This window comes from Pseudomonas sp. BT-42-2 (assembly GCF_025847435.2).
GTDB lineage: Bacteria > Pseudomonadota > Gammaproteobacteria > Pseudomonadales > Pseudomonadaceae > Aquipseudomonas > Aquipseudomonas urmiensis.
Genome location: NZ_JAOYTM010000023.1, coordinates 1 through 25,147 on the forward strand (window position 1 = coordinate 1; position 25,147 = coordinate 25,147).

Sequence of the window (25,147 nt, forward strand, 5' to 3'; positions counted from 1 at the left end):
CCAAGGGCCTGCGGATGACCTGCACATCCAGACCGTGGAGACCAGCTATGCCTATGAGGAAGGCAAGCCTTTCAAGGACCAGCGTGCCTATTGCCAGCTCCCGCTGACCACCACTACCACCTGGCGCAAAGCTAAAACCGACACTGCCCGAACAGAGGTGCTCAAGCGTGACTATTACGAAGACGGCAACCTGCGTTTCGTAGAGCACCCCAGCGGGGTGATCGAGACCAGTCTCTGGTATCCCGCTGGCGGAGAGCAAGGCGCGTGCCCGCCAGATCCGAGCGACTTCGTTCGCCACCTCAAGAGCAAGACCATTACACCGGCGCCTAGTGCGCTAACGCCGATCGCACCCATACTGCGCCAAAGGTATCGCTATAGCGCGCTGCCTGCATATGACGGTAATGCAAGCACCACCGACTGGCCGGTAATCGAGGTAGAGACGCTGGAGGAAGTCGATGCGCAAGCGCAGGTGCTCCAAGAGCTGCAGAGCACCCAATACACGTACTTCAAGAACCAGCAACAGCCTCTTACCTACGGTCGCGTGGAGGAGTACACGCTCACCATGAACGGCCTGGCCACCACGACCAGTTACACCTACGCCACTCGGTTGTCGACCTTTGCCAACGATGACAATAAAGAAACGGTGCTGGTGACCACCCAGACGGTCACCGGGCACGACAACAGCGCCACGAACATCATCAAAAAAACCACGACCAGCGAACACTCGCTGCTCACTGGACAGAACCTACTTAACGAAGACGACAATGGCGTGAGGATTAACTACCGATATGATGTGCTGCGCCGGGTCATCCAGGAAGTCGTCGCCCCCGAATCCCCCTATCAGGCTGACCGTAGCTACACGTATCGGCTCTGTGCAAACGATGATGACCGAGCCAGCCAGAAACGCACCGATGTGAATGGTGTTTTGACACACACCATCCTTGACGGACTGAACAGGCCGGTCAAAGAACAGCGTAATGACCTCGACAATGCCACGTCGCGGCAGGAGGGGAAGGAGGAGCCGCTCCGTGCGCTATACCTAGCCACATACGATGCGTTTGGAAGGCTGCAAAGCGAAACTGAGACTGATTGGCGCAGCGCGCAAGCAGCGGATGATCTAACGCTGATTCACAGGTATGACTACGATTATTGGGGCCAACAACGCGCAGTCACCGGACCCGATGGGGTCAAGGTGATAGAGGAAAACGATCCTGTTGGCGAAAACAACCCTGGGCAACCGGTAGACGCCCCCAAACAACGTATCGTCAAACGTTGGCGGGAAAGCACTGGCGGCGAGAGCAGTGGTATTAGCAAAACCTGGTTGAACCTCTTCAACCAGCCTGCGCGCACAGAGCGTCTGCAATGGTCTAGGGCGGAGGGAAACTACCAAGAAACACGGATTAGCCTGCAGCAAAACCAATACGATGGCCTGGGCCGCACACTTAGCGAAGCGGTTGGCCTCGTGGGAGAGAGGGTCAACAGGTATGTCTACGATGTATTCGGCCGACTGATCGAGCATACCTTGGCCGACGGCGCAAAAGTGGTGCGCACATACGCTGAGCACAGTAGCGCGGACTTGCCAGTTTCCATCGGTGTCGCGGGTAAAGAGCTGGGGCTGCAGGAGTACGACGGTCTGGATCGCCTGAAAAGTACCACGACAGGCAAGCGCAAACAGACCTACAAGTACAAAGGCAGTGAGCGTAAACCCAGCGAAGTGGTTACGCCGCTCGGGCAGGTCATCCGCTATACCTATGAGTTCAGACTGACCGAAGAACCTGTGACAAGAGAATTCATCGACATTACACCTGGTGATGCTGAAGAGGTTGTTCAGAAAACAACCTTTGGATACCATGAAAAAAATGCTCGCTTGCATATGTGCTCCGTGACGGATCAGGCTTTTGAGCGCACCCATTATCTTAACGGTACTGTCAAATGGGAGAAGCGTAAGCAAGCAGGCGTGACCTATGAAGTGAATTATCAGCACAGTCAGCGTGGACGTATAACGTCATATATCGATGCTAAAGGTCTGCAGCAATCGTACGGTTACGACAAAGCAAGTGGTCAGTTAACAGGCACTGGTTTGGGGGACGACCTGAACAGTGAATTGTTTTACGACAGCTTTGGTCGGCTGTCTTCTTTCTGTATAGATAACAAACAACAGTCCTTGAATACCCAGTTGGAATATGATCAGTTTGATCGTGAGTCGAAGCGTACGTTCGTACCCGACAGTGGCGATGGCCAATGCCTTGAACATACCTATAACGATGTCGATGCGTTGATCAAGCGCACGCTGCGTAATACAAAGACACAAGCGGTCCTGCGGGAGGAAACGTATGGTTATGACGACAGGCAGCGTCTGACCAGCTACGAGTGCACAGGTTCCGAGCTGCCTGTTGACCCCTCAGGCGCAGCGATCAAAGTCCAATACTTCACCTACGACGAACTTGATAATATCGATATGTGTATAACGGAATATCAGGAAGGTGGGGAGCAATTAATATTCTATTCATTCTCTGATGACGACCCTGCCCAGCTGGTGGGCTTGGACGTTGTCAGTCACCATAGTGGCTTAAAAGCACTTGATCTTGCCGGCGCACGTTTGCTGGTCAAGGCACTGAAGCTTATCAAGCCTCTTGATCTAAGCGTGCTCTGGGATCTTCCTGCCCTGCACGAAATAATCTTGACCTACGACGGTAATGGCAATATGACCTGCGACGAACAAGGGCATCTGCTTGACTATGATCGTGTCAACCGCTTGATCAAGGTTAGCCGGCCATCTGCCGAGGGTGACATCGTGTTGGCTGAATATCATTACGATGGCAAAGACCTTCTCACGGGTATGAGCCGGGATGGGCTAGGCACACAAAATCGTCTCTACCAGGGGGGCAGGCTCGCAAGCCTTCAACAGGCCGGTAACTCCATTACCTTATTTGGAACAGAGGGGCTGATTCTCGGCGAGCTGCAGGACGAGAATGGCCTTCAATCCGAACAGGGAGATGCAGCCCGTTGAGGGACGGGCTGCTGAGCGGTGATCAGTGCTGGCTACCTTCTTCAGGCTGAGCCAGCAGCCGCTTTTGCTGGTGCCAGTCGAACGCTTCGCCATTTTGTTCGGCTTGGTACCGACGCTCTTCCAATGTTTGGTAAAGATCGAGCTCTTCATCCGGCATGAAGTGCAGGCAGTCGCCGCCAAAGAACCACAGCAGATCGCGTGGCACCAAATGGGCGATTTGCGGGTAGCGTTGAATGACCTGGCAGATAAGGTCCTGACCCAGGTATTGGCTTTCCAGTGGGTCTTTGGGGAGCAACGTCAGCAATTCGTCGAAGCGCTCAAGGAACAGGGCGTGACTCTCCTCGGGCACCTGCTCGGCCTCGCCCAGTGCGGCCAATATGGTACGCAGGTGCTGCAGTAGATGCAGGTGATAGTCAAGTTGGGCAGTGGCCATGGTGGTGTCCTTGGTATTGAAAAACAGGGTGCAGTATACGCCGCTTGCAGTGATCGCTTCACGCCGCCAGGAATATTTTTGATGAGGGGCGGCGAGCTAAGGAATAAGTGCTTGACGACGCAACTGGTAAATTTGCCAGTTTTGCCCGCCGAGAATAATGCGTAAAACAAGGAAATAGCCCCCCGGCCTAAATACAGTGAGGGATTTACCATGGCGCTCGATAAACAGCAGTTGATCAAATGGCTGGTAGGCGGGGTGCGCGCGCCAGCTTGGGATGTAGTGGTGAGCCTTGATCAGTCAACGGTTAACGAAGTCTTCGCTCAAGAATATGTCAAGCGCTTTGCGGAAAATACATACTTTGAGCCGTTCTCTAGTGATCCAGAAAAGGCAGACGATAGCGATGCCATTTATCTGCTGCATGGCGCGCTTCTCGACAGGCCACGGCTGACCTTCATCAAACCGGATGATTCGAAGGACAGTATTGCCCGGCTGAGCATGGCATTGCTTGCCGGGGGGGATGTCGGCTTGACGCGGCGCGCGGAACGCTGGTTGGTGCATCGCGTGGAGTGGATAAAGCCCCTGCATGCGCCGCTGTTAACGATGGACCTTAAATTAGATGACACCGTTATAAAGGTGGGCGATGAACGGAGGCTATTGGTTGATTTAAGTGAAAGTACAAATTTCCAGTTGGTGTTTGGCGAGGATTCCTCCGTTCAAAAGTTGCACGGGGAGAGTTTTGAGGACTGGTTTCGCGGGTTGGATGCTAATCACCAAACGTTCGAGTTCGGGCAGATTGCACTCGACTTGCCGGTTGGGTTTGCACCGCAGACTTACCGGTTACGAGCGCGTGCAGATAAAGATGTAGAGGGGCAGGGGGCAGTCGAGGTATTTATTAGCTCAACAGGGCAGGAATCAACTGAATTGCCCGGCGATAACTCTGGCTTCAAATATTTGCTCCCTTCAGGTGACGAGGCCTACACGGGTACTGTGCTGTTCCATCCACAGTATGCGATATTTGTTTCGATTGTCGAAAGCATTACACATCATTCCGCCGCTGTAACGCCCTATGATCTGGTGTATGGTGCTGACGGTAGAATTCGGTCTTTCAAACTGAAAAATCTTGAATTAATTGTCATGGATGGAGTGGTTGAATCTGAGCAATCAGATGGCCCGCCTATTGCGATTCCCTTCCATGATTTTTCGATGTGGGAAGTCCCAGGCGGTGAGTTTAGCGTATCCGCAGATGAACATGGGGGAGCTGATGTCAGCTGGGAGGTCGAGGGGCAGGTTAAATTCTTCAATAGAGATGCAGTTGCGACGTGGGGGCCGTATAAATTTCATAAACGGGTCGTCGCCAAGCTATCTGGGGAGCCGCCACAATATGACGTTGAGCTTGAGGTTATAGATCTCGATACGGAAGATTACCCATGGTTTACCCCCATCTGGGTGGGGGTTTTGGTGGCGCTCTCGAAAGCGTGTGTCAATGAAGTATTTAATGGCGTGATAGCGCACGTCTCGCGTCCCGCAGTGGAACGGCTTATTAAAATGAGCTTTGGTAATAACTTTTTGATCGGCGAGTCGCCCTTTACCCCCAATGTTGCTCTCCTAGGGTGGTTTAGTTCGCACCTTGAATTACCCCGGTTGAATGTCGAAGAGCTGATCATCATGGCGGGAGCTACTCATGCGTTTAGTGTGTCTAATGGCGTGCCCATCGCCAAGTGGGAGATAGAACCGCTGCATAAAGACGACCCGAACATCGGTACTATCGATGCAAAAACGGGCAGATATACTGCGCCCGCAGATGCTGCATTCAGTGGTGATTTCATGCGTCATCGGGTCAAGGCCACAACGGCTGGCGGTGCCAGCGGCTATGCGTTGCTAACGGTAGTGCGTGAAGCGCTCAGTTTAACCCCCCTGGCGTACCATCTCGGCACGGAGGGCAGCGGTGTCGACCTGATGGCAGGTACAACTGAAGACGCCTCGAAATTAATCTGGTCGTTCAAGGACGAAGACAATGCAAAAGGCACTTTAAGCGCTCGCAGCGGTGCCAAGGTTCGGTATACCGCAGGCAAAGTTGGGACCTTTCATGTTGATGTAGTGTTGGTGCATGACCCCAAGACAAAACTGACCCGAGAAACCTGTCTGGTTTCTGGCGGTAATTTTGCCACGATCTACGTCACCCACGTTGAAGAGGGTGATAAAGAGCACTCGGTGCATCTGATGGTTGCGCATGCGCGTGTAGCAGAACCTGAGCCTCCGACCTGGGAGGTTAGGTTTGGACCGGGGCAGATAAGCGCTGAAGGTACAACGAGTGTGTACAAGGTTGACCCTAAAGCGAGTGAGCACTTCGCGCTGATTGTTTACAAGGGGACTCACCCGGAGCTCGGTGTAGAGGAAGAGGGCTTTATCCTCCTTCCTTTGCCGCTCACCCAATACAAAACAGCCTATGGCAAACTTTTGGAAAATAAGGCTGCCGCTGCATCCCTGGGAGGACATTGATATGAGCATGTCCCCCCCAGAAGCGCTGGTGGCGTGGATGGGTAAAAACCCGTCAATGCTCAACTGGGACATGATCGCCTCCCAACCGCTTTCACTACTTCAATACACCGTGCAACAGCAAGAGTTGCAGCGATTGGCGGAGCAGACTGTCGCATTCATCAGTGGCCAAGCGTTACGTCAAGAAGATGACTCTCTACATGAGTTGGATAACTACATTGTCCGCCTCACGGATGTACATATTAAGGCGAACGGCTATGAGCGGCCTATGCTCCGTGTCCAGTTGAGCCTGGAGGGCGGTAGCTATGTGAAGTCCAGTTATCTGGGGGAGGTGATGAGTATAGCGGTGCATGACTCGGTGAGTCGGCTGCAGGCCACGATGAACTTGCCGGTGCGCTTGGAGAACGGTCAAGTGGTGCTAGATCTTGGCCAGGGACAGGACCATACCCTGGTGTTGAACAGCACTGCGGATCTTGAATCGCTAGGCCCCAAAATGCTCAAGGCCGGCCTCGATGCCTTGGAGCCTGCGCAGCAGGTGCTAGCGCTTGCCGATGTTATAAGTAGCAAAGACCACCCGTTTCGCCAGGTATCGCGGGCCTTGCCTGCGGTGCAAGGGAGCGATGGGCTGACACCGGCGTTGCTGTTTTTCGTCAACTTTACTCACGGGGGACAGGGGCGCATGCCACAAGATGGCCTTGATTTCCCCTCATTGCTGGCGAACAGTGCCGATGACAGGTATGCGAGCACTGCCATTCTCTCTTGGCGACTTTTGCATCGGGATGCCTACGCGCAAAGCATTTTGGGCGTCTTGCAAGGAGGAGAGTATCGCTATGTCCGGAGCGACCCCCCAGAGAAAGGCCTGGACAGTATGGAGGCACTGAAAGGGCAACTTTCGATCCCGGTAGGAAGGTGCGAGGGCTTGGGGTGGGAGGTGTTGTTCGATGAGATTGTCGTGCCGGGGAGCGGCGGTAAGGCTGCACTCAAGATAGCATTCGCTGAGGGGCGCATCAGTCAAGCGTGGCAGCCCAGCTGTACAGTGGGATATAAATACCGGCGTGTGGGTGCAACAGGAGAGTGGAAGAGTAGCCAGATTACGCTTGAGCCTCTACTGGATTACGCATTTGAACTTGCAGTCGACGCCACGGCTGGGTTGACGGGGCGGCTGGACAGCATGGTAAAGCAAGCCGCTGCGAGCATAGATGACCAGTCCGTCCCGCCATCGACTCATGAAGACGCCATTAAAGCCTTGGCGGATTATGCGGTGCGAAGGGGGTTTTTGAACGCGCTATCCACCCGCCTGACCGCTCATATCGATAGCCAAATCCTACGGTGCCTGCGCCAGCCTGATGGGCGTTTTATTCAGCCTCTCGTCAGAAACAGAACGAACAATCTGTGGCTGATGGGCGGATTCAGGTCTACGGATAGTTCGTTCCGAATAGTTGAGCAGAACGTAGAGTTATCAGCTGCGGCTGAAACTACATTCAGCGTTGAACCGCCAAGCAACGGCGTGAAATGGAGCATCGAACCCTTGCCGGGAACTACAGGTGAGATGGGTGAAATCAATGAAGCCACAGGTCATTACCAGGCGCCAACGGCTGCGGCGCTGGGGGGTAAAAACCTGATGGTTCGGGTCGTTGCAAAACTTGCCGATGCCGAGGAGCGTAGCGAGTCACTGGTCATGGTGATAGGGCATTCGCTGGATTTCAATCCGAAGTTCGCCACCTGTTTTAGCGGCACTTCGCTCCAGTTGCGTGCGGATCTGCTTGAAGGCCCCAGCATGGCCGCTGAAGAGCTAGAGTGGCAGGTGCTGACGGACGGTGCGGGCAGTGGAACCATCTCAAGCTCGGGAGCTGGCAGCCTTATCGCTGACTACCAGGCGGCGCCAGCCCCTGCTGATGTGAGGTATGTAATCGACCAAATACAGGTCACGGGTAAAACTTCAGGGCGTACTGCTACCGGGTATGTCTTGGTAACGCATAAGGAACCCGATTTGCATTTGTCCGTGGATGAGCAATGGACAGGAGCGGGGTTGAAAATCCAAGCGAGAGTGCAAGGGAGTACAACGCCACTCGAAGTGGAGTGGATACTGCCCCTGGCAGGAACCGGCCAGATAGATTCAACGGGAGTCTACACCCCACAGGGAGAGGCACGTTTCGTCGTCATCCTGGCGAAAAAACAAACATTAACCAAAACCTATGAGGGCAGCCTGACCCTTCCTTTGCCCTTGAGTAGTTTTGCTGAATTACGCAAAACTCAAATAGCACGGGCCACCCTCAAATGGGAGGCAAAAGATGAAGAAGGCGTTTAGTCGAGCAAGCGTGATGGCGACCGGTTGAAGTGATCATTGCAACTGCTGGATCGAAACGAGGGCCGCTAAGCGGCCCCCTGCGATCAGCGTATCTTATCCGTCCCTGGTAATAACTGATCTTTATCGAAGGCATCCACATCAATGACCGCACGTCGAGCGGTTTCAGCATCGCTTAGCTGCTGTCCTTGCGTCTCCTGCAACACACCAGCCTCGATTGCAGCCTCGATCACCGAGCGCCCGGCTTGAGCCTGCACTGTTCCCTCTCGAATAGCCTGATGCAGGGTCTTGCGAAGCGGCGCAGTCTCGTCCAACAAGTCACAGGCCCTTTGCAACGCCGCCACCGGATCACCTTCGGCCTGAGGCCGGAAGCAGCCTGCCAACAGCTCTTCCAACGCCGGATCCCCCTTACTGCGCCCAATCAACCGTGCAACCTCGGCATCCAACTCATCACTTGGCCCGGTATGCCGGCGCCCAAACGGGAACACCAGCACACGCAGCGCACAGCCGATAAACCGGTTGGGGAAGTTGTCGAGCAGCTTGTCCAGCGCCTGTTCGGCTTTACCCAGGCTCTCTTCCATGGCCCAGCGCAACAACGGCTGCATGTGCTCCGGCGACCCCAGGTCGTGGTAACGCTTGAGCGCGGCCGAGGACAAGTACAGGTAACTCAGTACATCCCCCAGGCGCGCGCTGAGGCGTTCACGCCGTTTCAGTGCGCCGCCCAGCAGCATCATCGACAGGTCTGCCAACAAGGCGAAAGCCGCGGCCTGGCGGTTCAATGAGCGGAAGTAACCTTGACTCAAAGCATCGCCCGGCACCCGTTCGAAGTGGCCCAGGCCCAAGCCCAGTACCAGGGTGCTGGCGGCGTTACCGGCGGCGAACATGATGTGCTTGAGCAGCAGCTCGTCAAATTCCTTGAGGGCCTGATCGCGGTCTTCGCGCCCGGCCAGGGCCATTTCCTTGAGCACGAAGGGGTGGCAGCGGATCGCGCCCTGGCCGAAGATCATCAGGTTGCGTGACAGGATGTTTGCACCCTCGACAGTGATGAAGATCGGCGCCCCTTGCCAGTTGCGGCCCAGGTAGTTGTTCGGCCCCATGATGATGCCCTTGCCGCCATGCACGTCCATGGCGTGTTGGATGCACTCGCGGCCCCGTTCGGTCAGGTGGTACTTGAGGATCGCCGACAGCACCGAGGGCTTCTCGCCCAGGTCCACCGCCTTGGCGGTGAGCAGGCGGGCGCTGTCCATCAACCAGGCATTGCCGCCGATACGGGCGAGCGATTCCTGGATGCCTTCGAAAGCGGCCAGCGGTACGTTGAACTGTTCGCGGATATTGGCGTATTGGCCGGTCACTAGGCTGGTGTACTTGGCCGCACCCGTGCCAACTGCCGGCAGGGAGATCGAGCGGCCCACCGACAGGCAGTTCATCAGCATCATCCAGCCTTTGCCGAGCATTTCCTGGCCGCCAATCAGAAAGCTCAGCGGCACGAACACGTCCTTGCCGCTGTTGGGGCCGTTCATGAACGCCGCACCCAGCGGCAGGTGGCGTTTGCCGATCTCGACGCCAGGTGTGTCGGTGGGGATCAGCGCCAGGCTGATGCCCAGCTCTTCTTGTTCGCCCAGCAGGTGCTCGGGGTCGTAGGCCTTGAACGCCAGGCCCAGCAGGGTGGCGATGGGGCCCAGGGTGATGTAGCGCTTCTCCCAGTTCAGGCGCAGGCCGATCACTTCTTCGCCTTGCCATTGGCCTTTGCAGATGATGCCGGTATCGGGCATGGCACCCGCGTCGGAGCCGGCCAGCGGACCGGTGAGGGCAAAGCAGGGAATCTCATCGCCACGGGCCAGGCGCGGCAAGTAATGGTTGCGCTGCTCATCAGTGCCGTAGTGCAGGAGCAGCTCGGCCGGGCCGAGGGAGTTGGGCACCATGACCGTGGAGGCCAGGTCACCGCTGCGGGTGGCCAGCTTCATGGCGACTTGGGAGTGGGCATACGCCGAGAAGCCCTTGCCGCCGTATTCCTTGGGGATGATCAGGGCGAAGAAGCCGTGCTCTTTGATGAACTGCCAGGCTTCTGCCGGCAGGTCCATGTCCTGGCCGATCTGCCAGTCGCTGACCATGGCGCAAAGTTGCTCGGTGGGGCCGTCGATGAACGCTTGTTCTTCGTCAGTGAGCTTGGGCGCGGGGTAGTCGAGCAGGGTGTTCCAAGCGGGACGGCCGCTGAACAGCTCGCCATCCCACCACACGGTGCCGGCCTCGATCGCCTCGCGCTCGGTCTGTGACATCGGCGGCAAGGTGCGCTGGAACCATTTGAAGATCGGCCCGGTGAAGACCTTGCGGCGCCAGTCGGGCAGCACCAGCAGCGCGGCCTTGGCGGCCAGTACCAGCCAGATCAGCGTCAGCAGCCAGCCTGGGGCGCTGCTGAAAATGCCCATCAGCAGCGTGTAGGCGGCGATGATGCCAAGTATCTGCAAGGGCGGCAGGCGCCGATGGGTGAGATACGCCGCGCCGATCACCAGAACCACCAACCACAACAGCAACATAATCCTTCCTCCTTGGAACCTTGGCCGTGGGCCGAACCCACAGAGCTTAGACGGCATCCGGCGAACGGCCTTGTCAGATCAGTGACAGGGTGTGGCGGCAGGAGTTCGCCGGGGGTTGTCAGGGTATGTGTCTGGATTGCCTGGGCTGGCCCTGCGATCAGGCCGGTACAGACGATCGGGCTCTGGAGTAAACTGCCGAATTCGCGCATTCATAAGGACGTTGTCATGCTGAAGATCTGGGGTCGCAAGAATTCGAGCAATGTACGCAAGGCGTTGTGGATCGCCCACGAGCTGGGCCTGGACTTTGAGTCAATCAACGCCGGCGGCGCCTTCGGTGTGGTCAACGACCCCGAGTACCGCTCGCGCAACCCCAACGGCCTGGTGCCGATGCTCGAAGATGGCGACCTGGTGCTGTGGGAGTCGAACGCCATCGTGCGCTACCTCTGCGCCGAGTACGGCCGCGAGCAGGGCTGGTATCTGGACGACCCGCGCCAGCGCGCCCTGGCCGATAAATGGATGGACTGGACCACTTCATCCTTTGCCACGCCTTTCCGCCCGCTGTTCTGGGGCCTGCTGCGCACCCCCGAGCAGCAGCGCGACTGGATCGCGATCAATGCTGCGCAAAAGGCCTGCGCCGAGCTGCTGTCGATTGCCGACCAGACCCTGGCCAGGCAACCCTACCTCTCCGGTGAGCAGATCGGCATGGGTGACATTCCGCTGGGCAGCTTCGTCTACGCCTGGTTCGAAATGCCTATCGAGCGTCCGGACATGCACCACCTACAAGCCTGGTACCAGCGTTTGCAAGAGCGCCCGGCGTACCAGGCGGCGGTGATGACTGCGCTGACCTGATCGAACACCTGGACTATTTCGATAGTCACTATCAATACACATGACTGTACTTGTGCGGCCAGGCCTTGCACCATGGCCGCACTCACTGCGCCAGTGACCTGATCTGGCGTGTCCTGAACCTCTTCGCATGGTACGTGACCCGCTATGAGTTCTGCCCTGTCCATAAGACAGCTGACCAAGACCTACGGCAATGGCTTCCAGGCCCTCAAGGGCATCGATCTGGATGTCGCCGAAGGTGACTTCTTCGCTTTGCTCGGCCCCAACGGTGCCGGCAAATCCACCACCATCGGCATTCTCTCGACCCTGGTCAACAAGACCAGCGGCACGGTGAATGTGTTTGGCCATGACCTGGACCGCGAGCCAGCCGCGCTCAAGCGCTGCCTGGGCGTGGTGCCGCAGGAATTCAACTTCAACCAGTTCGAGAAGACCTTCGACATCGTCGTCACCCAGGCAGGTTACTACGGCATCCCGCCCAAGCTTGCCAAGGAGCGCGCCGAGCAGTACCTGACCCAGTTGGGGTTGTGGGACAAGCGTGATGTGCAGTCGCGTTCGCTGTCCGGTGGCATGAAGCGCCGCTTGATGATCGCCCGCGCGCTGATCCACGAGCCGCGCTTGCTGATTCTCGATGAGCCAACCGCAGGGGTGGACATCGAGCTGCGTCGCTCGATGTGGAGCTTCCTGACCGAGCTGAACCAGAAAGGCATCACCATCATCCTCACCACCCACTACCTCGAGGAAGCCGAGCAATTGTGCCGCCACATCGGCATCATCGACCACGGCACCATCGTCGAGAACACCAGCATGCGTAAGCTGCTGAGCAAGTTGCATGTGGAAACCTTCGTGCTCGACCTCAAGCAGGATCTGGCCGTTGCCCCCACCTTGCAGGGCTACCCGTGCCGGCTGATCACGCCGCATACCCTGGAGGTGCAGGTGGATAAGGATATTGGTATCACCGCGCTGTTCGGCCAGTTGGCCCTGCAGAACATCGAGGTGCAGAGCCTGCGCAACAAGACCAACCGACTTGAGGAGCTGTTCGTGTCCCTGGTGGAGAAGAACCTGTCGAAGGTGGCGGTATGAATGTGGAGCTGCGCACCAACTGGGTGGCCCTCAATACCATCGTCTACCGCGAAGTCCGGCGCTTCCTGCGCATCTGGCCGCAGACCTTGCTGCCGCCGGCGATCACCATGGTCTTGTACTTCGTGATCTTCGGCAACCTGATCGGCCGGCAGATCGGCGATATGGGTGGCTTCACCTACATGGAGTACATCGTCCCCGGGCTGATCATGATGTCGGTGATCACCAACTCCTATGGCAACGTGGTGTCTAGCTTCTTCGGCAGCAAGTTCCAGCGTTCGATCGAGGAGTTGATGGTTTCGCCGGTGTCACCGCACACCATTCTCATCGGTTATGTGCTGGGCGGGGTGTTGCGTGGCCTGGCAGTGGGGGTGATCGTGACCATCCTGTCGCTGTTCTTTACCCATCTGCAAGTGCATCACCTGGGCGTTACCGTGGTGGTGGTGTTGCTCACGGCAACCATCTTCTCGCTGCTGGGCTTCGTCAACGCGGTGTTCGCGCGCAACTTCGATGACATATCGATCATCCCGACCTTCGTGCTGACGCCGCTGACCTACCTGGGCGGGGTGTTCTATTCGATCAACCTGCTGCCGCCCTTCTGGCAAACCGTGTCGTTGGCCAACCCGGTGCTGCACATGGTCAACTCGTTCCGCTACGGCATCCTAGGGGTGTCGGATATCAGCATTGGTACGGCGATCACCTTCATGCTGGTTGCTACCGCAGTGCTGTATACCCTGTGCATCCGCTTGCTGGTCAGCGGCCGCGGCATGCGTGCATGAAGCCTTGAGTTTGCGCCGGCGCCACTGCCGGCCAACCCACCAGCGCCAATAGAACATGGTGATGAAGTAGGCGGCGATGCCGAGTACCACGCCGCAGACGACCGAGCCGAGCAGAAACGGCTGCCACAAGGTCGACAGCTGATCGGTGATCCATTCGAAGGTCAGGTCGTCGGGCAGGGTGCGCGGTGGCGTCTGCAACAGCCAGGCGCCGGTCATGTAGGTGACGAAGAACACCGGTGGCATGGTCAGCGGATTGGTCAGCCAGACCAGGCTGACTGCGATTGGCAAGTTGCCGCGCAGCGGAATGGCCAGGCTGGCGGCCAGCAGCATTTGCATCGGGATAGGGATCAACGCCGCGAACAGGCCTACCCCCATGGCCCGCGCCACTGAATGGCGATTCAGGTGCCAGAGGTTGGGATCGTGCAGCAATTTTCCGAAGAAGCGTAAGGATTTGTGTTCCCGAATGCTGGTCGGATCCGGCATGTACCGTTTGAAGAGGCGGCGCGGCATGTAGGCTCCCCGGGTTTGAAGGGGGTCAGTATGCCTTGATTCCCTGACCGGCTTGTTCAGAGTTTGTGACAATTGTTGAGCAAGATTAGGCGCCAATTGCGCTATTGCTGTGCAGGCTTATCGGCTTGCGGAGCTCTACCTCATGCGCACAGGGATGTTTGCGCTCGCCGCGGGGTTGCTGGCCCTGCGTTTTCTCCCGGTTTTGCCATCGGTCGGATGGCTGCTGATCCTGCTTTTACTTGGGCTGGGCTGCTTGTGCACGCGCGTTTGGCCGCTGGGTTGGCTGCTGCTGGGCTTTTGCTGGGCGTGTTGGTCGGCGCAGCAAGCGCTGGATGACCGTCTGGCGGCCAATCTGGATGGCCGCACCTTGTGGCTGGAGGGCAGGGTGGTGGGGCTGCCAGCACAAACTGGCCGAGGCGTGCGCTTTGAGCTGGATGAGGCAGTGTCGCGCCGCGCTGATCTGCCCAAGCGCCTGCAGTTGAGCTGGTTTGCCGGGCCGCACGTGCAGGCCGGCGAGCGTTGGCGCCTGGCGGTCACACTCAAGCGCCCGCACGGCCTGCTCAACCCCCACGGGCCAGACCGCGAAGCGACGCTGTTGGCTCGCAGGATCGGTGCGACCGGTACGGTCAAGGCCGGGCAACTGCTGACGCCAGTCTCCGGCGGCTGGCGCGACAGTCTGCGTCAGCGCTTGCTGGCGGTGGATGGCCAGGGCCGCGAAGCCGCTTTGGTCGCACTGGTACTCGGGGATGGCTCGGGGCTGGCGCGCGAAGACTGGCAGACCCTGCAGGCCAGCGGCACAGTTCACTTGCTGGTGATCTCCGGGCAGCACATCGGCCTGGCTGCGGGGCTGATGTATGGGCTGGTGGCGTTCATGGCTCGTTGTGGCGCCTGGCCGCATCGCTGGCCATGGTTGCCCTGGGCCTGTGGCCTGGCAATGGCGGCAGGTTTGGCGTATGGCTGGCTGGCGGGGTTCGCCGTGCCGGTGCAGCGCGCTTGCCTGATGCTGGCGGTAGTGCTGGCCTGGCGCTTGCGTTTTCGTTATCTGGGCACCGGCGTGCCGCTATTGCTGGCGTTGGGCGGCGTGTTGCTGATCGAGCCGTTGGCCAGCCTGTTGCCAGGGTTTTGGCTGTCGTTTGCGGCGGTGGCGGTGCTGGTCTACTGCTTCGCCCACCGGCTCGGTGGCTGGCGGCCTTGGCAGGCCTGGACCCGGGCGCAATGGGTGATCGCTGTCGGCCTGCTCCCGGTGTTGCTAGCGGTGGGGCTGCCGATCAGTGTCAGCGCACCTATGGCCAATTTGCTGGCTGTGCCCTGGATCAGTCTGCTGGTCCTGCCTTTGGCATTGCTTGGCACTGTTCTGCTGCCTGTGGCGGGGGTAGGCGAGTCGCTTTTGTGGCTGGCGGGCGGGGCGCTGGATTGGCTGTTTCGCGCGCTCGGCCACTTGGCCCACTGGCAGCCCGCCTGGATACCTCGGCCTTTGCCGCTGGTCGCTTGGCTGCTGGTCGCCAGCGGCGCCTGGCTGGTGCTGCTGCCTCGTGGCTTGCCGCTACGAGGCTTGGGGGCCGTGATGCTGCTGGCATTGTGGGCGCCGAAAGAGTCAGTGCCGCATGGCCAGGTGCAAGTGCTGCAACTGGATGTCGGGCAAGGGCTGGCGATACTGCTGCGTACCCGCCTGCACAACCTGCTCTACGACGCAGGTCCCGCGCACGGCGACAGTGATCTGGGGCAGACGGTAGTGCTGCCCACCCTGCGCAAGCTGGGGGTGAATCAGCTGGACGCCATGCTGATTAGCCATGCCCATGCCGATCATGCTGGGGGTGCGTTGGCTGTTCACCGCGGTCTACCGATTGCCCGGGTGCTGGCCGGGGAGCCCGCTGAACTGCCAGCGGTATTGCAAGCGGACACGTGCCTGACAGGCGAGAGCTGGGAGTGGGATGGGGTGAGTTTTTCGCTCTGGCATTGGCCCGAGGGGCCAGGGAGCAATGAGCGCTCTTGCGTGCTACTGGTCGAGGCCAATGGCGAGCGGCTGCTACTGGCCGGGGATATTGAAGCCGGGGCCGAACGGGCCTGGCTGGCGGCCAATGGCCAGACGCGGATCGACTGGCTGCAATCGCCGCATCATGGCAGTCGCAGTTCTTCCACTGAACCGTTCATCCGCGCCACGGCGCCGCGTGGGGTATTGATTTCGCGGGGGCGGTACAACGGTTTTGGGCATCCGCATGCGCAGGTGATCGAGCGTTATCAGCGGCATGGGATGGTGATTCACGACACGGCGATCGAGGGGGCCTTGAGTTTGCGCCTGGGTAGCTTTGGCGGTGTAGAGGGGCAGCGGGGGCAGCGGCGGTTCTGGCGTACTGGGGATTGAGTAGAGCATAGGCTGGGCCGACCTCTTCGCGGGGCAAGCCCGCTCCCACGGTGTGGACGGCCCCCGAGAAGTTGGATACCAATCCAGCTTCTCGGGGGTAGCCCAGTGCCTGTGGCCTGTCAGCGGATTTGGAGCGATGCGCTGCTGCGCATTGCGACCTCCGGCAGATGAGGCGACCTGCGTCCTATGTTAGAGTGGCGGCCTTTTTCCGAGGGGATGCTTACTGTGTGGGAATTGGTCAAGTCCGGTGGTTGGATGATGCTGCCGATCATTCTGAGCTCCATCGCCGCCATGGCGATCGTCGCCGAACGCCTGTGGACCCTGCGCGCCAGTCGCGTGACCCCGCCGCACCTGCTCGGCCAGGTGTGGATGTGGATCAAGGACAAGCAGCTCACCAGTGACAAGCTCAAGGCCCTGCGCGCCGATTCGCCACTGGGCGAGATCCTTGCCGCAGGCCTGGCCAACTCGCGCCATGGCCGCGAGATCATGAAAGAGTGCATCGAAGAGGCCGCCTCGCGCGTCATTCATGAGCTGGAGCGCTACATCAGCACCCTGGGCACCATCGCTGCGATGGCACCGCTGCTCGGCCTGCTCGGCACGGTACTGGGCATGATCGATATCTTCAGCGCCTTCATGGGCTCGCAGATGACGGCCAACGCCTCGGTGCTCGCCGGCGGTATCTCCAAGGCCCTGGTCACCACGGCCGCAGGCCTGATGGTCGGTATCCCGGCGGTATTCTTCCACCGCTTCCTGCTGCGTCGTATCGATGAGCTGGTGGTGGGCATGGAGCAAGAGGCGATCAAGCTGGTCGAGGTCGTGCAGGGTGACCGCGAAGTGGAAGTGGCTGGAGGCAAGGCGTGAAGTTTCGGCGCAATCGCCAGCGCGAGAACGTCGACATCAACCTGGCGTCGTTGATCGACGTGGTGTTCGTGCTGCTGCTGTTTTTCGTCGTCACCACCACCTTCACCCGCGAGAACCAGCTGCGCGTCGAGCTGCCGGAGGCCACCACGGCCGCGCCGCCTAGCGCCGACGAGGGTAAGCGGGTGGACATCACCATCAGCGCCGACGGCGTGTATTCGGTGAACAACCACCTGCTGCCCAAGAGCGACCTGGCGACCCTGACCGAGGCGCTGCAGCAGGAGTCCGGTGGCGACACCCAGTTGCCGCTGTCGATCAGTGCTGATGGCAAGACGCCGCACCAGGCTGTGGTTACCGCAATGGATGCTGCCGGCAAGCTCGGTTTCAGCCAACTGCGCATAACCACCGTCGAGGCGGCGCCGGGGACGCCCTGATGGCTTTCGCCGATCGTCTGCTGGAGGCCTGGTATGCCGGGCATCCGGCCTTGGCCCTGTTGCGCCCGCTGGAGGCGCTGTACCGGCGCGTAGTGCTGCGCAAGCGTGCGCGCTTTCTCAGCGGCGAGAGTGCCAGCTACCGCGCCCCCGTACCGGTGATCGTGGTGGGCAATATCACTGTTGGCGGTACCGGCAAGACGCCGATGATCCTCTGGCTGATCGAGCACTGCCGCCGTCAGGGGCTGCGGGTGGGCGTGGTCAGTCGCGGTTATGGCGCCAAGCCTGCGCAGTTGCCCTGGCGGGTCGAGGCGACTCACAGTGCAGAGCAGGCAGGCGACGAGCCGTTGCTGATCGTCCAGCGCACCGGCGTGCCGCTGATGATCGACCCTGATCGCTCCCGCGCCGTGCAGGCGCTGTTGGCCAGCGAGCCGCTGGACCTGATCTTATGTGACGACGGCATGCAGCATTATCGCCTGGCCCGCGACCTTGAGCTGGTGCTGATCGATGCTGCGCGTGGACTGGGCAATCGCCGCTGCCTGCCGGCAGGCCCGCTGCGTGAGCCGGTCGAGCGTCTCCAAGACGCGGATGCCGTTCTGTACAACGGCGCGAGCGGCGACCGTGATGGCGGTTTTGCCTTCCAGTTGCAGCCCTCAGCGCTGATCAACCTGCGCAGCGGCAAGCGCCATTCGCTTGAGCATTTTCCGCCCGGCCAGGCCCTGCACGCGGTGGCTGGTATTGGTAACCCACAACGTTTCTTCAACACCCTGCTGGGGCTAAACTGGCAGCCTGTGCCGCATCCTTTCGCCGACCATGCGCAGTTCTCTGCCCAGGCGCTGACGTTCAGCCCGGCTTTGCCGCTGGTAATGACTGAAAAAGATGCGGTGAAGTGCCGCGCGTTCGCCGCTGACGACTGGTGGTACCTGGCGGTCGAAGCGCAGCCTTCGCCAGCCTTCGTCGGCTGGTTCGACGCTCAGCTCGAGCGCCTGCTGCCTGCGCGCCGTCAGCCCTGAGCCCTATTCATTTTTCCGGCCACTGGCCTCAAGGAAGCTTCCATGGACACCAAACTGCTCGACATCCTGGCCTGCCCGATCACTAAAGGCCCGCTCAAGCTCAGCGCCGACAAGACCGAGCTGATCAGTAAAGGCGCAGGCCTGGCTTATCCAGTGCGTGACGGCATCCCGGTCATGCTGGAAAGCGAAGCGCGCACCCTGACTGACGACGAGCGTCTGGACAAATGAGCCTGAATTTCACCGTGGTGATCCCCGCTCGCCTGCGCTCGACGCGCTTGCCGGGCAAGCCATTGCTGCCGATCGCCGGCAAGCCGATGGTCCAGCACGTGTGGGAGCAGGCGCGTAAGAGCGGTGCCAGCCGCGTGGTCATCGCCACTGACGATGCCAGCATCGTCGAGGCGTGCCAGGCGTTCGGCGCCGAAGTGCTGCTGACGCGCGCCGATCATGAATCCGGCACCGACCGTTTGGCCGAAGTTGCCGCGCACCTGGGTCTGCCCAGCGATGCCATCGTGGTCAATGTGCAAGGTGACGAGCCGCTGATTCCGCCAGTGATCATCGATCAGGTGGCGGCCAACCTGGCGGCGCACCCTGAGGCGGGCATCGCCACCCTGGCCGAGCCGATCCATGAGCCGCAGACGGTGTTCAACCCCAATGCGGTCAAAGTCGTCAGCGACAAGCATGGCCTGGCCTTGACGTTCAGCCGCGCGCCGCTGCCCTGGGCGCGTGACGCCTTCGCCAAGGATCGTGAGCAACTGCCGAATGCAGTGCCTTATCGTCGCCACATCGGCATGTACGCCTACCGCGTGGGCTTCCTGCAAGACTTCGTCAGCTGGGGCCCGTGCTGGCTCGAGCAAACCGAGGCGCTGGAGCAGCTGCGGGCGTTGTGGCATGGCGTGCGCATTCATGTCGAGGACGCCATCGAGGCGCCTGCCGTGGGTGTCGATACCCCTGAAGACCTGGAGCGCGTTCGGCGCTTGCTGGAGGTTTGATGCGCGTTCTGTTCGTCTGCTTGGGCAATATCTGCCGTTCGCCAACGGCCGAGGGTGTGTTGCGCCATCAATTGCAGGTTGCCGGCCTGGCTGACCAGGTCCACGTAGCGTCTGCCGGGACGGGCGACTGGCACGTGGGCAAGGCGCCCGACGCGCGTACCTGCCGTGCAGCGCTAAGCCGCGGCTACGACCTGTCGGCGCAGCGTGCCCAGCAGGTCAGTGCTGGCCATTTCGCCGAGTACGATCTGGTGCTGGCCATGGACAAGAGCAACCTTGCCCATTTGCAGGCGTTGCGCCCGCACGCGGCAAGCGCTGAGCTCGATCTGTTCCTGCGCCGCTATGGCGCGGCGCTGGACGAAGTGCCCGACCCGTATTACGGCGGCGCCGACGGCTTCGAGCAGGTCCTGGACCTGATCGAGGCGGCCTGCCAGGAGCTGGTCGTGGAAATCAAGGGGCGGCTATGACCGCGCAGTGGCAGGAGCGGGTCTCGCTCAAGCCGTTCAACACCTTCGGCATCGACGTCAAGGCGCGCTATTTCACTCAAGCGCGCAATGACGTTGACGTGCGTGCGGCGCTGGCCGATGCGGCGCAGCGGCATGTTGCAGTGCTGGTGATTGGTGGTGGCAGCAACCTGTTACTCACCCATGACATCGATGCCCTGGTACTGCATATGGCCAGCCGAGGTCGCCGGGTGCTGAGCGAGCAGGGCGATCGGGTGGTGGTCGAGGCCGAGGCTGGCGAGCCCTGGCATGGTTTCGTCCAGTGGAGCCTGGAGCAAGGCCTGAGCGGCCTGGAAAATCTCAGTTTGATCCCGGGCACCGTAGGCGCTGCGCCGATGCAGAACGTGGGTGCCTATGGGGTGGAGATCAAGGATGTATTCGCAGGGCTGACGGCGCTGGATCGCCAGACCGGCGAGCTACGTGATTTTGGCCTTGAAGAGTGCGCATTCGGCTATCGCGACAGCCTGTTCAAGCGCGAGCCGGGGCGTTGGCTGATTCTGCGGGTGCGCTTTGCCCTCGATCGCACGCTGCGGGCGCACCTGGACTACGGGCCGGTGCGTCAGCGTCTGAGTGAGCAGGGCATCGAGCAGCCCACTGCCCAGGCGATCAGTGATGCGATTTGCAGTATTCGTCGCGAGAAGCTGCCGGATCCGCTCGAACTGGGCAATGCCGGCAGTTTCTTCAAGAATCCGGTGGTCAGTGCTGCCCTGACTGAACAGATCCGTGCGCGCTATCCGAGTGTGGTGGCATATCCCCAGGCCAATGGCCAGGTGAAGCTGGCTGCGGGCTGGTTGATCGAGCAGGCGGGTTGGAAGGGGCATCGTGAGGGTGATGCGGGCGTGCATCGTTTGCAGTCGCTGGTGCTGGTCAATTATGGCCAGGCGACCGGGGTGCAGTTGCATGAGCTGGCGCGCAAGATCCAGGCGGATATTCTCGAGCGGTTTGGGGTTGAGCTGGAGATGGAGCCAAATCTGTATTGAGGGCCTGCCTGTGATGGCCTTATCGCGGGGCAAGCCCGCTCCCACGTACCCCAGGTAATCGAATCTATTGCGTGGGAGCGGGCTTGCCCCGCGATAAGGCTTGTACAGGCCGCACATTACCAAAAGCCATGAAAAAGCCCCGCCAGTTCACACTGGCGGGGCTTTTTCATTCAGCCGTTGCAATCAACCGTGATGAGGCTTCTGCTCTTCGGTTGTTTCCAGGGCTTCAGGTTGCGCAGCTTCAGCAGCCTGTGCTGCGGCTGCGGCAGCAGCGGCGGCCTCGGCTTCACGCTTGCGACGACGCACTTCACGTGGGTCGTTTGGCGCGCGGCCGTTAGGCAGCATGACCGGTGCAGGTTCAGCGGCAACCGGTGCTGGCTCGACAACCTCAGGCTTGGCTTCGACAGCCGGAGCAGCAGGTTGCTCAACTGCTGGCGCCTCGACCGGTGCGACCGGTGCAGCTTCGGCAACTTCCGGCGCTTTCTCGGCTTCACCCGATTCAACCGCTGGAGTTTCGCTGGCTACTGCCTCGACAGCAACTTGTGGCTCAGCAGCTTCAGCGACAGGCGCTTCAACGACAGCTTGCGGCACCACTTCGACAACTGGCTCGGCGCTTGGCTCGACCACGGCTACCGGCTCGCTGAACGGCTGCTCGACCACAGGTGCGGCGGCAACGGTTTGTTCTACCTGGGCGTTAGGCTCAGATGGCAGGGCGATGACTTCGCCTGTCGCAGTCTCTGGGGCCTCGGCAGTGGCGATTTCAGCCTGTTGATTGGCCTGGGCCTCAGCTTCAGCGCTGATGTTGCTGGTGGCAACGGCAGCGGTGACGGCCAGGCCAGCTGCCAGTTCGGCACCCAGTTCGGTCGCTCGGTGCTGCTGTGGCTGCTGTGGCTGCTGCTCATCAGTGGCTTCTTCATCGCCATCGATCAGCTCGCCATTGGCGTTGCGCTGACGCTCGCGACGGTTGCTGCGACGACGCTGGCCACGGGAACGACGACGTGGACGCTCGCCATCGGCGCCTTCCAGTTGCTCGTCCTGCAGCAGCTCTTCGTTTGGCAGTTGCTCGTCGGCGATTTCCGCTGCCTGCTCGGCGGCCTGTTCGGCAGCGCGTGGCTGGCGTTCTTCACGAGGAGCGCGTTCTTCACGCGGTGCACGCTCTTCACGAGGAGCGCGTTCTTCGCGTGGCGCGCGCTCTTCGCGAGGAGCACGTTCTTCACGCGGTGCGCGCTCTTCACGAGGGGCGCGTTCTTCGCGTGGTGTGCGCTCTTCACGAGGAGCACGTTCTTCGCGTGGTGCGCGCTCTTCACGAGGAGCACGTTCTTCGCGTGGTGTGCGCTCTTCACGAGGGGCGCGTTCTTCGCGTGGTGCGCGCTCCTCACGAGGTGCACGCTCTTCACGAGGAGCGCGTTCTTCGCGGGCAGCCGGTGCGGCGTCCAGAGGTTCGCGCAGTTCGCGAACTGGGCGTTCCTCACGGTTGCCGCGGCGGTCCTGGCGTGGAGCGCGTTCTTCGCGTGGTGCACGCTCTTCACGTGGAGCGCGTTCTTCACGCGGTTGCCGCTCTTCGCGCGGGGCGCGCTCGGCACGCTCTTCGCGCGGCTTGCGGTCTTCATCGCGGCGGCCGTTGCGGTTGCGGCTCTGCTGGCGACCGTTGCGCCGCTCTTCGTTGCGCTGTGGGCGCTCGGTAGCAGGCTTCTCGGTGGTAGCAGCGGGTGCAGCGACAGGCTCGTCCTTGCCGGCGAACAGGCTGACCAGCGACTTGACCAGGCCTTTGAACAGGCTTGGCTCAGGCGCATTGGCAGCTGCTGCGGCAGGGGCGGCGGGCTGTTCTGGTGCTGCGGCAGGAACCGGAGCGTTGGTGCGCGCCGGGGCCGTCTTGACCGCTGCTTCCTGGCGAACCAGGGTGCGAGTGGCGGCGGTCGGTTGCGGCGCTTCCTCGGTTTCGGTGGCAGCGATTTCGTAGCTGGACTGGTTGGTCAGCACGTCCGGATTGTCGTCGCGCAGGCGCTGGACTTCGAAGTGCGGGGTTTCCAGGTGATCGTTCGGCAGGATGATGATCCGTGCGCGCGTACGCAGTTCGATCTTGGTGATCGAGTTGCGTTTCTCGTTGAGCAAGAACGCGGCCACCGGGATTGGCACTTGGGCGCGCACTTCAGCAGTGCGGTCCTTCAGGGCTTCTTCTTCGATCAGACGCAGGATTGCCAGCGACAGCGACTCGACGTCACGGATGATGCCGGTGCCCGAGCAGCGTGGGCAGACGATGCCGCTGCTTTCGCCCAGCGATGGGCGCAGGCGCTGACGAGACATTTCCAGCAGGCCGAAGCGCGAGATCCGGCCAACCTGGACACGGGCGCGGTCAGCTTCAAGGCACTCGCGCACGCGCTCTTCGACGGCGCGCTGGTTCTTGGCTGGGGTCATGTCGATGAAGTCGATGACGATCAGGCCGCCGATATCACGCAGACGCAGTTGGCGGGCGATTTCCTCGGCCGCTTCCAGGTTGGTCTGCAGGGCGGTTTCTTCGATGTCGCTGCCTTTGGTGGCACGCGCCGAGTTGATGTCGATGGACACCAGGGCTTCGGTCGGGTCGATCACGATCGAGCCGCCGGAAGGCAGGTCGACCACGCGCTGGAAGGCGGTCTCGATCTGGCTTTCGATCTGGAAGCGGTTGAACAGCGGTACGCTGTCTTCGTACAGCTTGACCTTGCTGGCGTACTGCGGCATCACCTGGCGGATGAAGGTCAGGGCTTCTTCCTGGGCATCGATGCTATCGATCAGCACTTCGCCGATGTCCTGGCGCAGGTAGTCACGGATCGCGCGGATGATGACGTTGCTTTCCTGGTAGATCAGGAACGGCGCAGTGCGGTCCAGCGAAGCTTCTTTGATCGCGGTCCACAGTTGCAGCAGGTAGTCCAGGTCCCACTGCATTTCTTCGCTGCTGCGGCCAAGGCCGGCGGTGCGCACGATCAGGCCCATGTCACCCGGCACGGTCAGGCCATTGAGGGCTTCGCGCAGTTCATTGCGCTCTTCGCCTTCGATGCGACGGGAAATACCGCCTGCACGGGGGTTGTTAGGCATCAGTACCAGGTAGCGGCCAGCCAGGCTGATGAAGGTGGTCAGGGCGGCGCCTTTGTTGCCGCGCTCTTCCTTCTCGACCTGGACGATGACTTCCTGGCCTTCGCTGAGCACTTCCTTGATGTTGACGCGGCCCTCAGGGGCCTTTTTGAAGTACTCGCGGGAGATTTCCTTCAGCGGCAGGAAGCCGTGACGGTCGGAGCCGAAGTCGACGAAGGCGGCTTCGAGGCTGGGCTCGATCCGGGTGATCTTGCCTTTGTAGATGTTGGCCTTTTTCTGCTCACGGGCGCCGGATTCGATATCCAGGTCGTAGAGGCGTTGGCCATCCACCAGAGCTACACGCAACTCTTCGGGTTGAGTTGCGTTAATCAGCATTCTTTTCATGTTGTACCGTCGGTTTCCGGGCTGCCGGAAACGGCGTTCGGCACACACGACTTCTCATGGTCGGTGCCAAGGTGCGCAAAGGGTAGCGAGCCACCCCCGTGTCGGCGACATTCGGCACCAGCCGGTTGCCCAGCCTGCCGTGGTCGCGACGACGCGTCCTGTTGCTGCGGTGCCAAGTGCACTCAGTCAGGAGGAGGAATCAGCCAGTGAATCGTGGACGCCCGTAGGCATCTGGAGAACATCGAGGCTCGCTCGCCGGGCCATTACAGAGGGCCGGTGGCCGAACGCCGTGCTACACGATCCGGGAGGCTGTACATCTCCACCCTGCACGTATCCCTGAAAATTCGGGTGCTGCCGCGCGCTGAATCCGCAACGGGTTGCATTTTTCGCCAGCTTCGATTCAGAAGCTGACGCCATTCATGTCCAAGGCAGGTATTTCCGAAGCATTCGCCGGGTGTGACGCGGAAGCGACGGTGGCGGGGCAGAGGTCCAGCGAAAAGAAGCGGGAAAGCAGGTGAAACACCGCGCTTGTCGTTTTTTTTCGGTCTTCTCTACTCGGCGCTGGTGGCGA

General features: G+C 60.3%; 17 protein-coding genes and 1 pseudogene. 14 read left to right on the top strand and 4 right to left on the bottom strand.

Annotated features, from left to right (window positions below; translation table 11 throughout):
- A pseudogene (locus OIU19_RS22955) lies at positions 1 to 3,010 on the top strand (hypothetical protein); the annotation flags it as partial.
- Positions 3,011 to 3,032: 22 nt separating this feature from the next.
- Here the strand turns inward: OIU19_RS22955 and OIU19_RS22960 are convergent.
- Positions 3,033 to 3,443: a PA2817 family protein gene (locus OIU19_RS22960; RefSeq protein ID WP_264236931.1), complete on the bottom strand. Its 411-nt coding sequence runs from the start codon at positions 3,441 to 3,443 to the stop codon at positions 3,033 to 3,035.
- A 210-nt stretch (positions 3,444 to 3,653) separates the two neighbouring features.
- Here OIU19_RS22960 and OIU19_RS22965 point away from each other — a divergent pair, with 210 nt between their 5' ends.
- Entirely contained in the window at positions 3,654 to 5,942 is a 2,289-nt protein-coding gene (locus OIU19_RS22965; protein WP_264236932.1) for a hypothetical protein, read from the top strand.
- Between the two features lies 1 nt (position 5,943).
- The gene (locus tag OIU19_RS22970; protein WP_264236933.1) at positions 5,944 to 8,247 is read left to right on the top strand and encodes a hypothetical protein; all 2,304 of its coding nucleotides are present in this window, start codon (positions 5,944 to 5,946) and stop codon (positions 8,245 to 8,247) included.
- Positions 8,248 to 8,330: 83 nt separating this feature from the next.
- On the opposite strand, the gene OIU19_RS22975 is transcribed toward OIU19_RS22970, so the two are convergent.
- On the bottom strand, positions 8,331 to 10,778 hold the full coding sequence (locus tag OIU19_RS22975) for an acyl-CoA dehydrogenase (protein ID WP_264236934.1): 2,448 nt from the start codon (positions 10,776 to 10,778) through the stop codon (positions 8,331 to 8,333).
- 225 nt (positions 10,779 to 11,003) lie between these two features.
- On the opposite strand from OIU19_RS22975, the gene OIU19_RS22980 reads away from it, so the two are divergent.
- The 3 genes from OIU19_RS22980 (at position 11,004) to OIU19_RS22990 (ending at position 13,480) form a co-directional block, all read left to right on the top strand.
- A complete protein-coding gene (locus tag OIU19_RS22980; RefSeq protein WP_264236935.1) occupies positions 11,004 to 11,627 on the top strand; it encodes a glutathione S-transferase in 624 nt (207 codons plus the stop codon).
- Between the two features lie 144 nt (positions 11,628 to 11,771).
- Positions 11,772 to 12,704 carry an ABC transporter ATP-binding protein gene (locus tag OIU19_RS22985; RefSeq protein ID WP_264236936.1) on the top strand — a complete coding sequence of 311 codons (933 nt, stop codon included), beginning with the start codon at positions 11,772 to 11,774 and terminating at the stop codon, positions 12,702 to 12,704.
- Positions 12,701 to 13,480 (top strand): ABC transporter permease, encoded by a 780-nt coding sequence (locus OIU19_RS22990; protein ID WP_264236937.1) that lies wholly within the window; start codon positions 12,701 to 12,703, stop codon positions 13,478 to 13,480. The genes OIU19_RS22985 and OIU19_RS22990 overlap by 4 nt, the downstream gene beginning before the upstream one ends.
- Here OIU19_RS22990 and OIU19_RS22995 read toward each other — a convergent pair.
- Positions 13,364 to 13,990 (bottom strand): DUF2062 domain-containing protein, encoded by a 627-nt coding sequence (locus OIU19_RS22995; protein WP_186556937.1) that lies wholly within the window; start codon positions 13,988 to 13,990, stop codon positions 13,364 to 13,366. The genes OIU19_RS22990 and OIU19_RS22995 overlap by 117 nt on opposite strands.
- A gap of 142 nt (positions 13,991 to 14,132) precedes the next feature.
- Between OIU19_RS22995 and OIU19_RS23000 the strand changes: the two genes are divergently transcribed.
- The 8 genes from OIU19_RS23000 (at position 14,133) to murB (ending at position 21,123) form a co-directional block, all read left to right on the top strand.
- On the top strand, positions 14,133 to 16,352 hold the full coding sequence (locus tag OIU19_RS23000) for a DNA internalization-related competence protein ComEC/Rec2 (protein ID WP_264236938.1): 2,220 nt from the start codon (positions 14,133 to 14,135) through the stop codon (positions 16,350 to 16,352).
- Between the two features lie 225 nt (positions 16,353 to 16,577).
- Entirely contained in the window at positions 16,578 to 17,213 is a 636-nt protein-coding gene (locus tag OIU19_RS23005; protein WP_186556935.1) for a MotA/TolQ/ExbB proton channel family protein, read from the top strand.
- Positions 17,210 to 17,644, top strand: coding sequence for a biopolymer transporter ExbD (locus OIU19_RS23010; protein WP_264236939.1), 435 nt, complete (start codon positions 17,210 to 17,212; stop codon positions 17,642 to 17,644). Before OIU19_RS23005 ends, OIU19_RS23010 begins: the two co-directional genes overlap by 4 nt.
- A complete protein-coding gene (lpxK, locus tag OIU19_RS23015; protein ID WP_264236940.1) occupies positions 17,644 to 18,654 on the top strand; it encodes a tetraacyldisaccharide 4'-kinase in 1,011 nt (336 codons plus the stop codon). The genes OIU19_RS23010 and lpxK overlap by 1 nt, the downstream gene beginning before the upstream one ends.
- A 42-nt stretch (positions 18,655 to 18,696) precedes the next feature.
- Entirely contained in the window at positions 18,697 to 18,882 is a 186-nt protein-coding gene (locus OIU19_RS23020; RefSeq protein WP_028633616.1) for a Trm112 family protein, read from the top strand.
- Entirely contained in the window at positions 18,879 to 19,643 is a 765-nt protein-coding gene (gene kdsB, locus OIU19_RS23025; RefSeq protein ID WP_264236943.1) for a 3-deoxy-manno-octulosonate cytidylyltransferase, read from the top strand. Before OIU19_RS23020 ends, kdsB begins: the two co-directional genes overlap by 4 nt.
- On the top strand, positions 19,643 to 20,107 hold the full coding sequence (locus OIU19_RS23030) for a low molecular weight protein-tyrosine-phosphatase (protein WP_264236944.1): 465 nt from the start codon (positions 19,643 to 19,645) through the stop codon (positions 20,105 to 20,107). The genes kdsB and OIU19_RS23030 overlap by 1 nt, the downstream gene beginning before the upstream one ends.
- Positions 20,104 to 21,123: a UDP-N-acetylmuramate dehydrogenase gene (murB, locus tag OIU19_RS23035; RefSeq protein WP_264236945.1), complete on the top strand. Its 1,020-nt coding sequence runs from the start codon at positions 20,104 to 20,106 to the stop codon at positions 21,121 to 21,123. Before OIU19_RS23030 ends, murB begins: the two co-directional genes overlap by 4 nt.
- 183 nt (positions 21,124 to 21,306) lie before the next feature.
- Here murB and rne read toward each other — a convergent pair whose 3' ends face one another.
- Entirely contained in the window at positions 21,307 to 24,576 is a 3,270-nt protein-coding gene (rne, locus tag OIU19_RS23040; protein ID WP_264236946.1) for a ribonuclease E, read from the bottom strand.
- Positions 24,577 to 25,147: the final 571 nt, after the last annotated feature.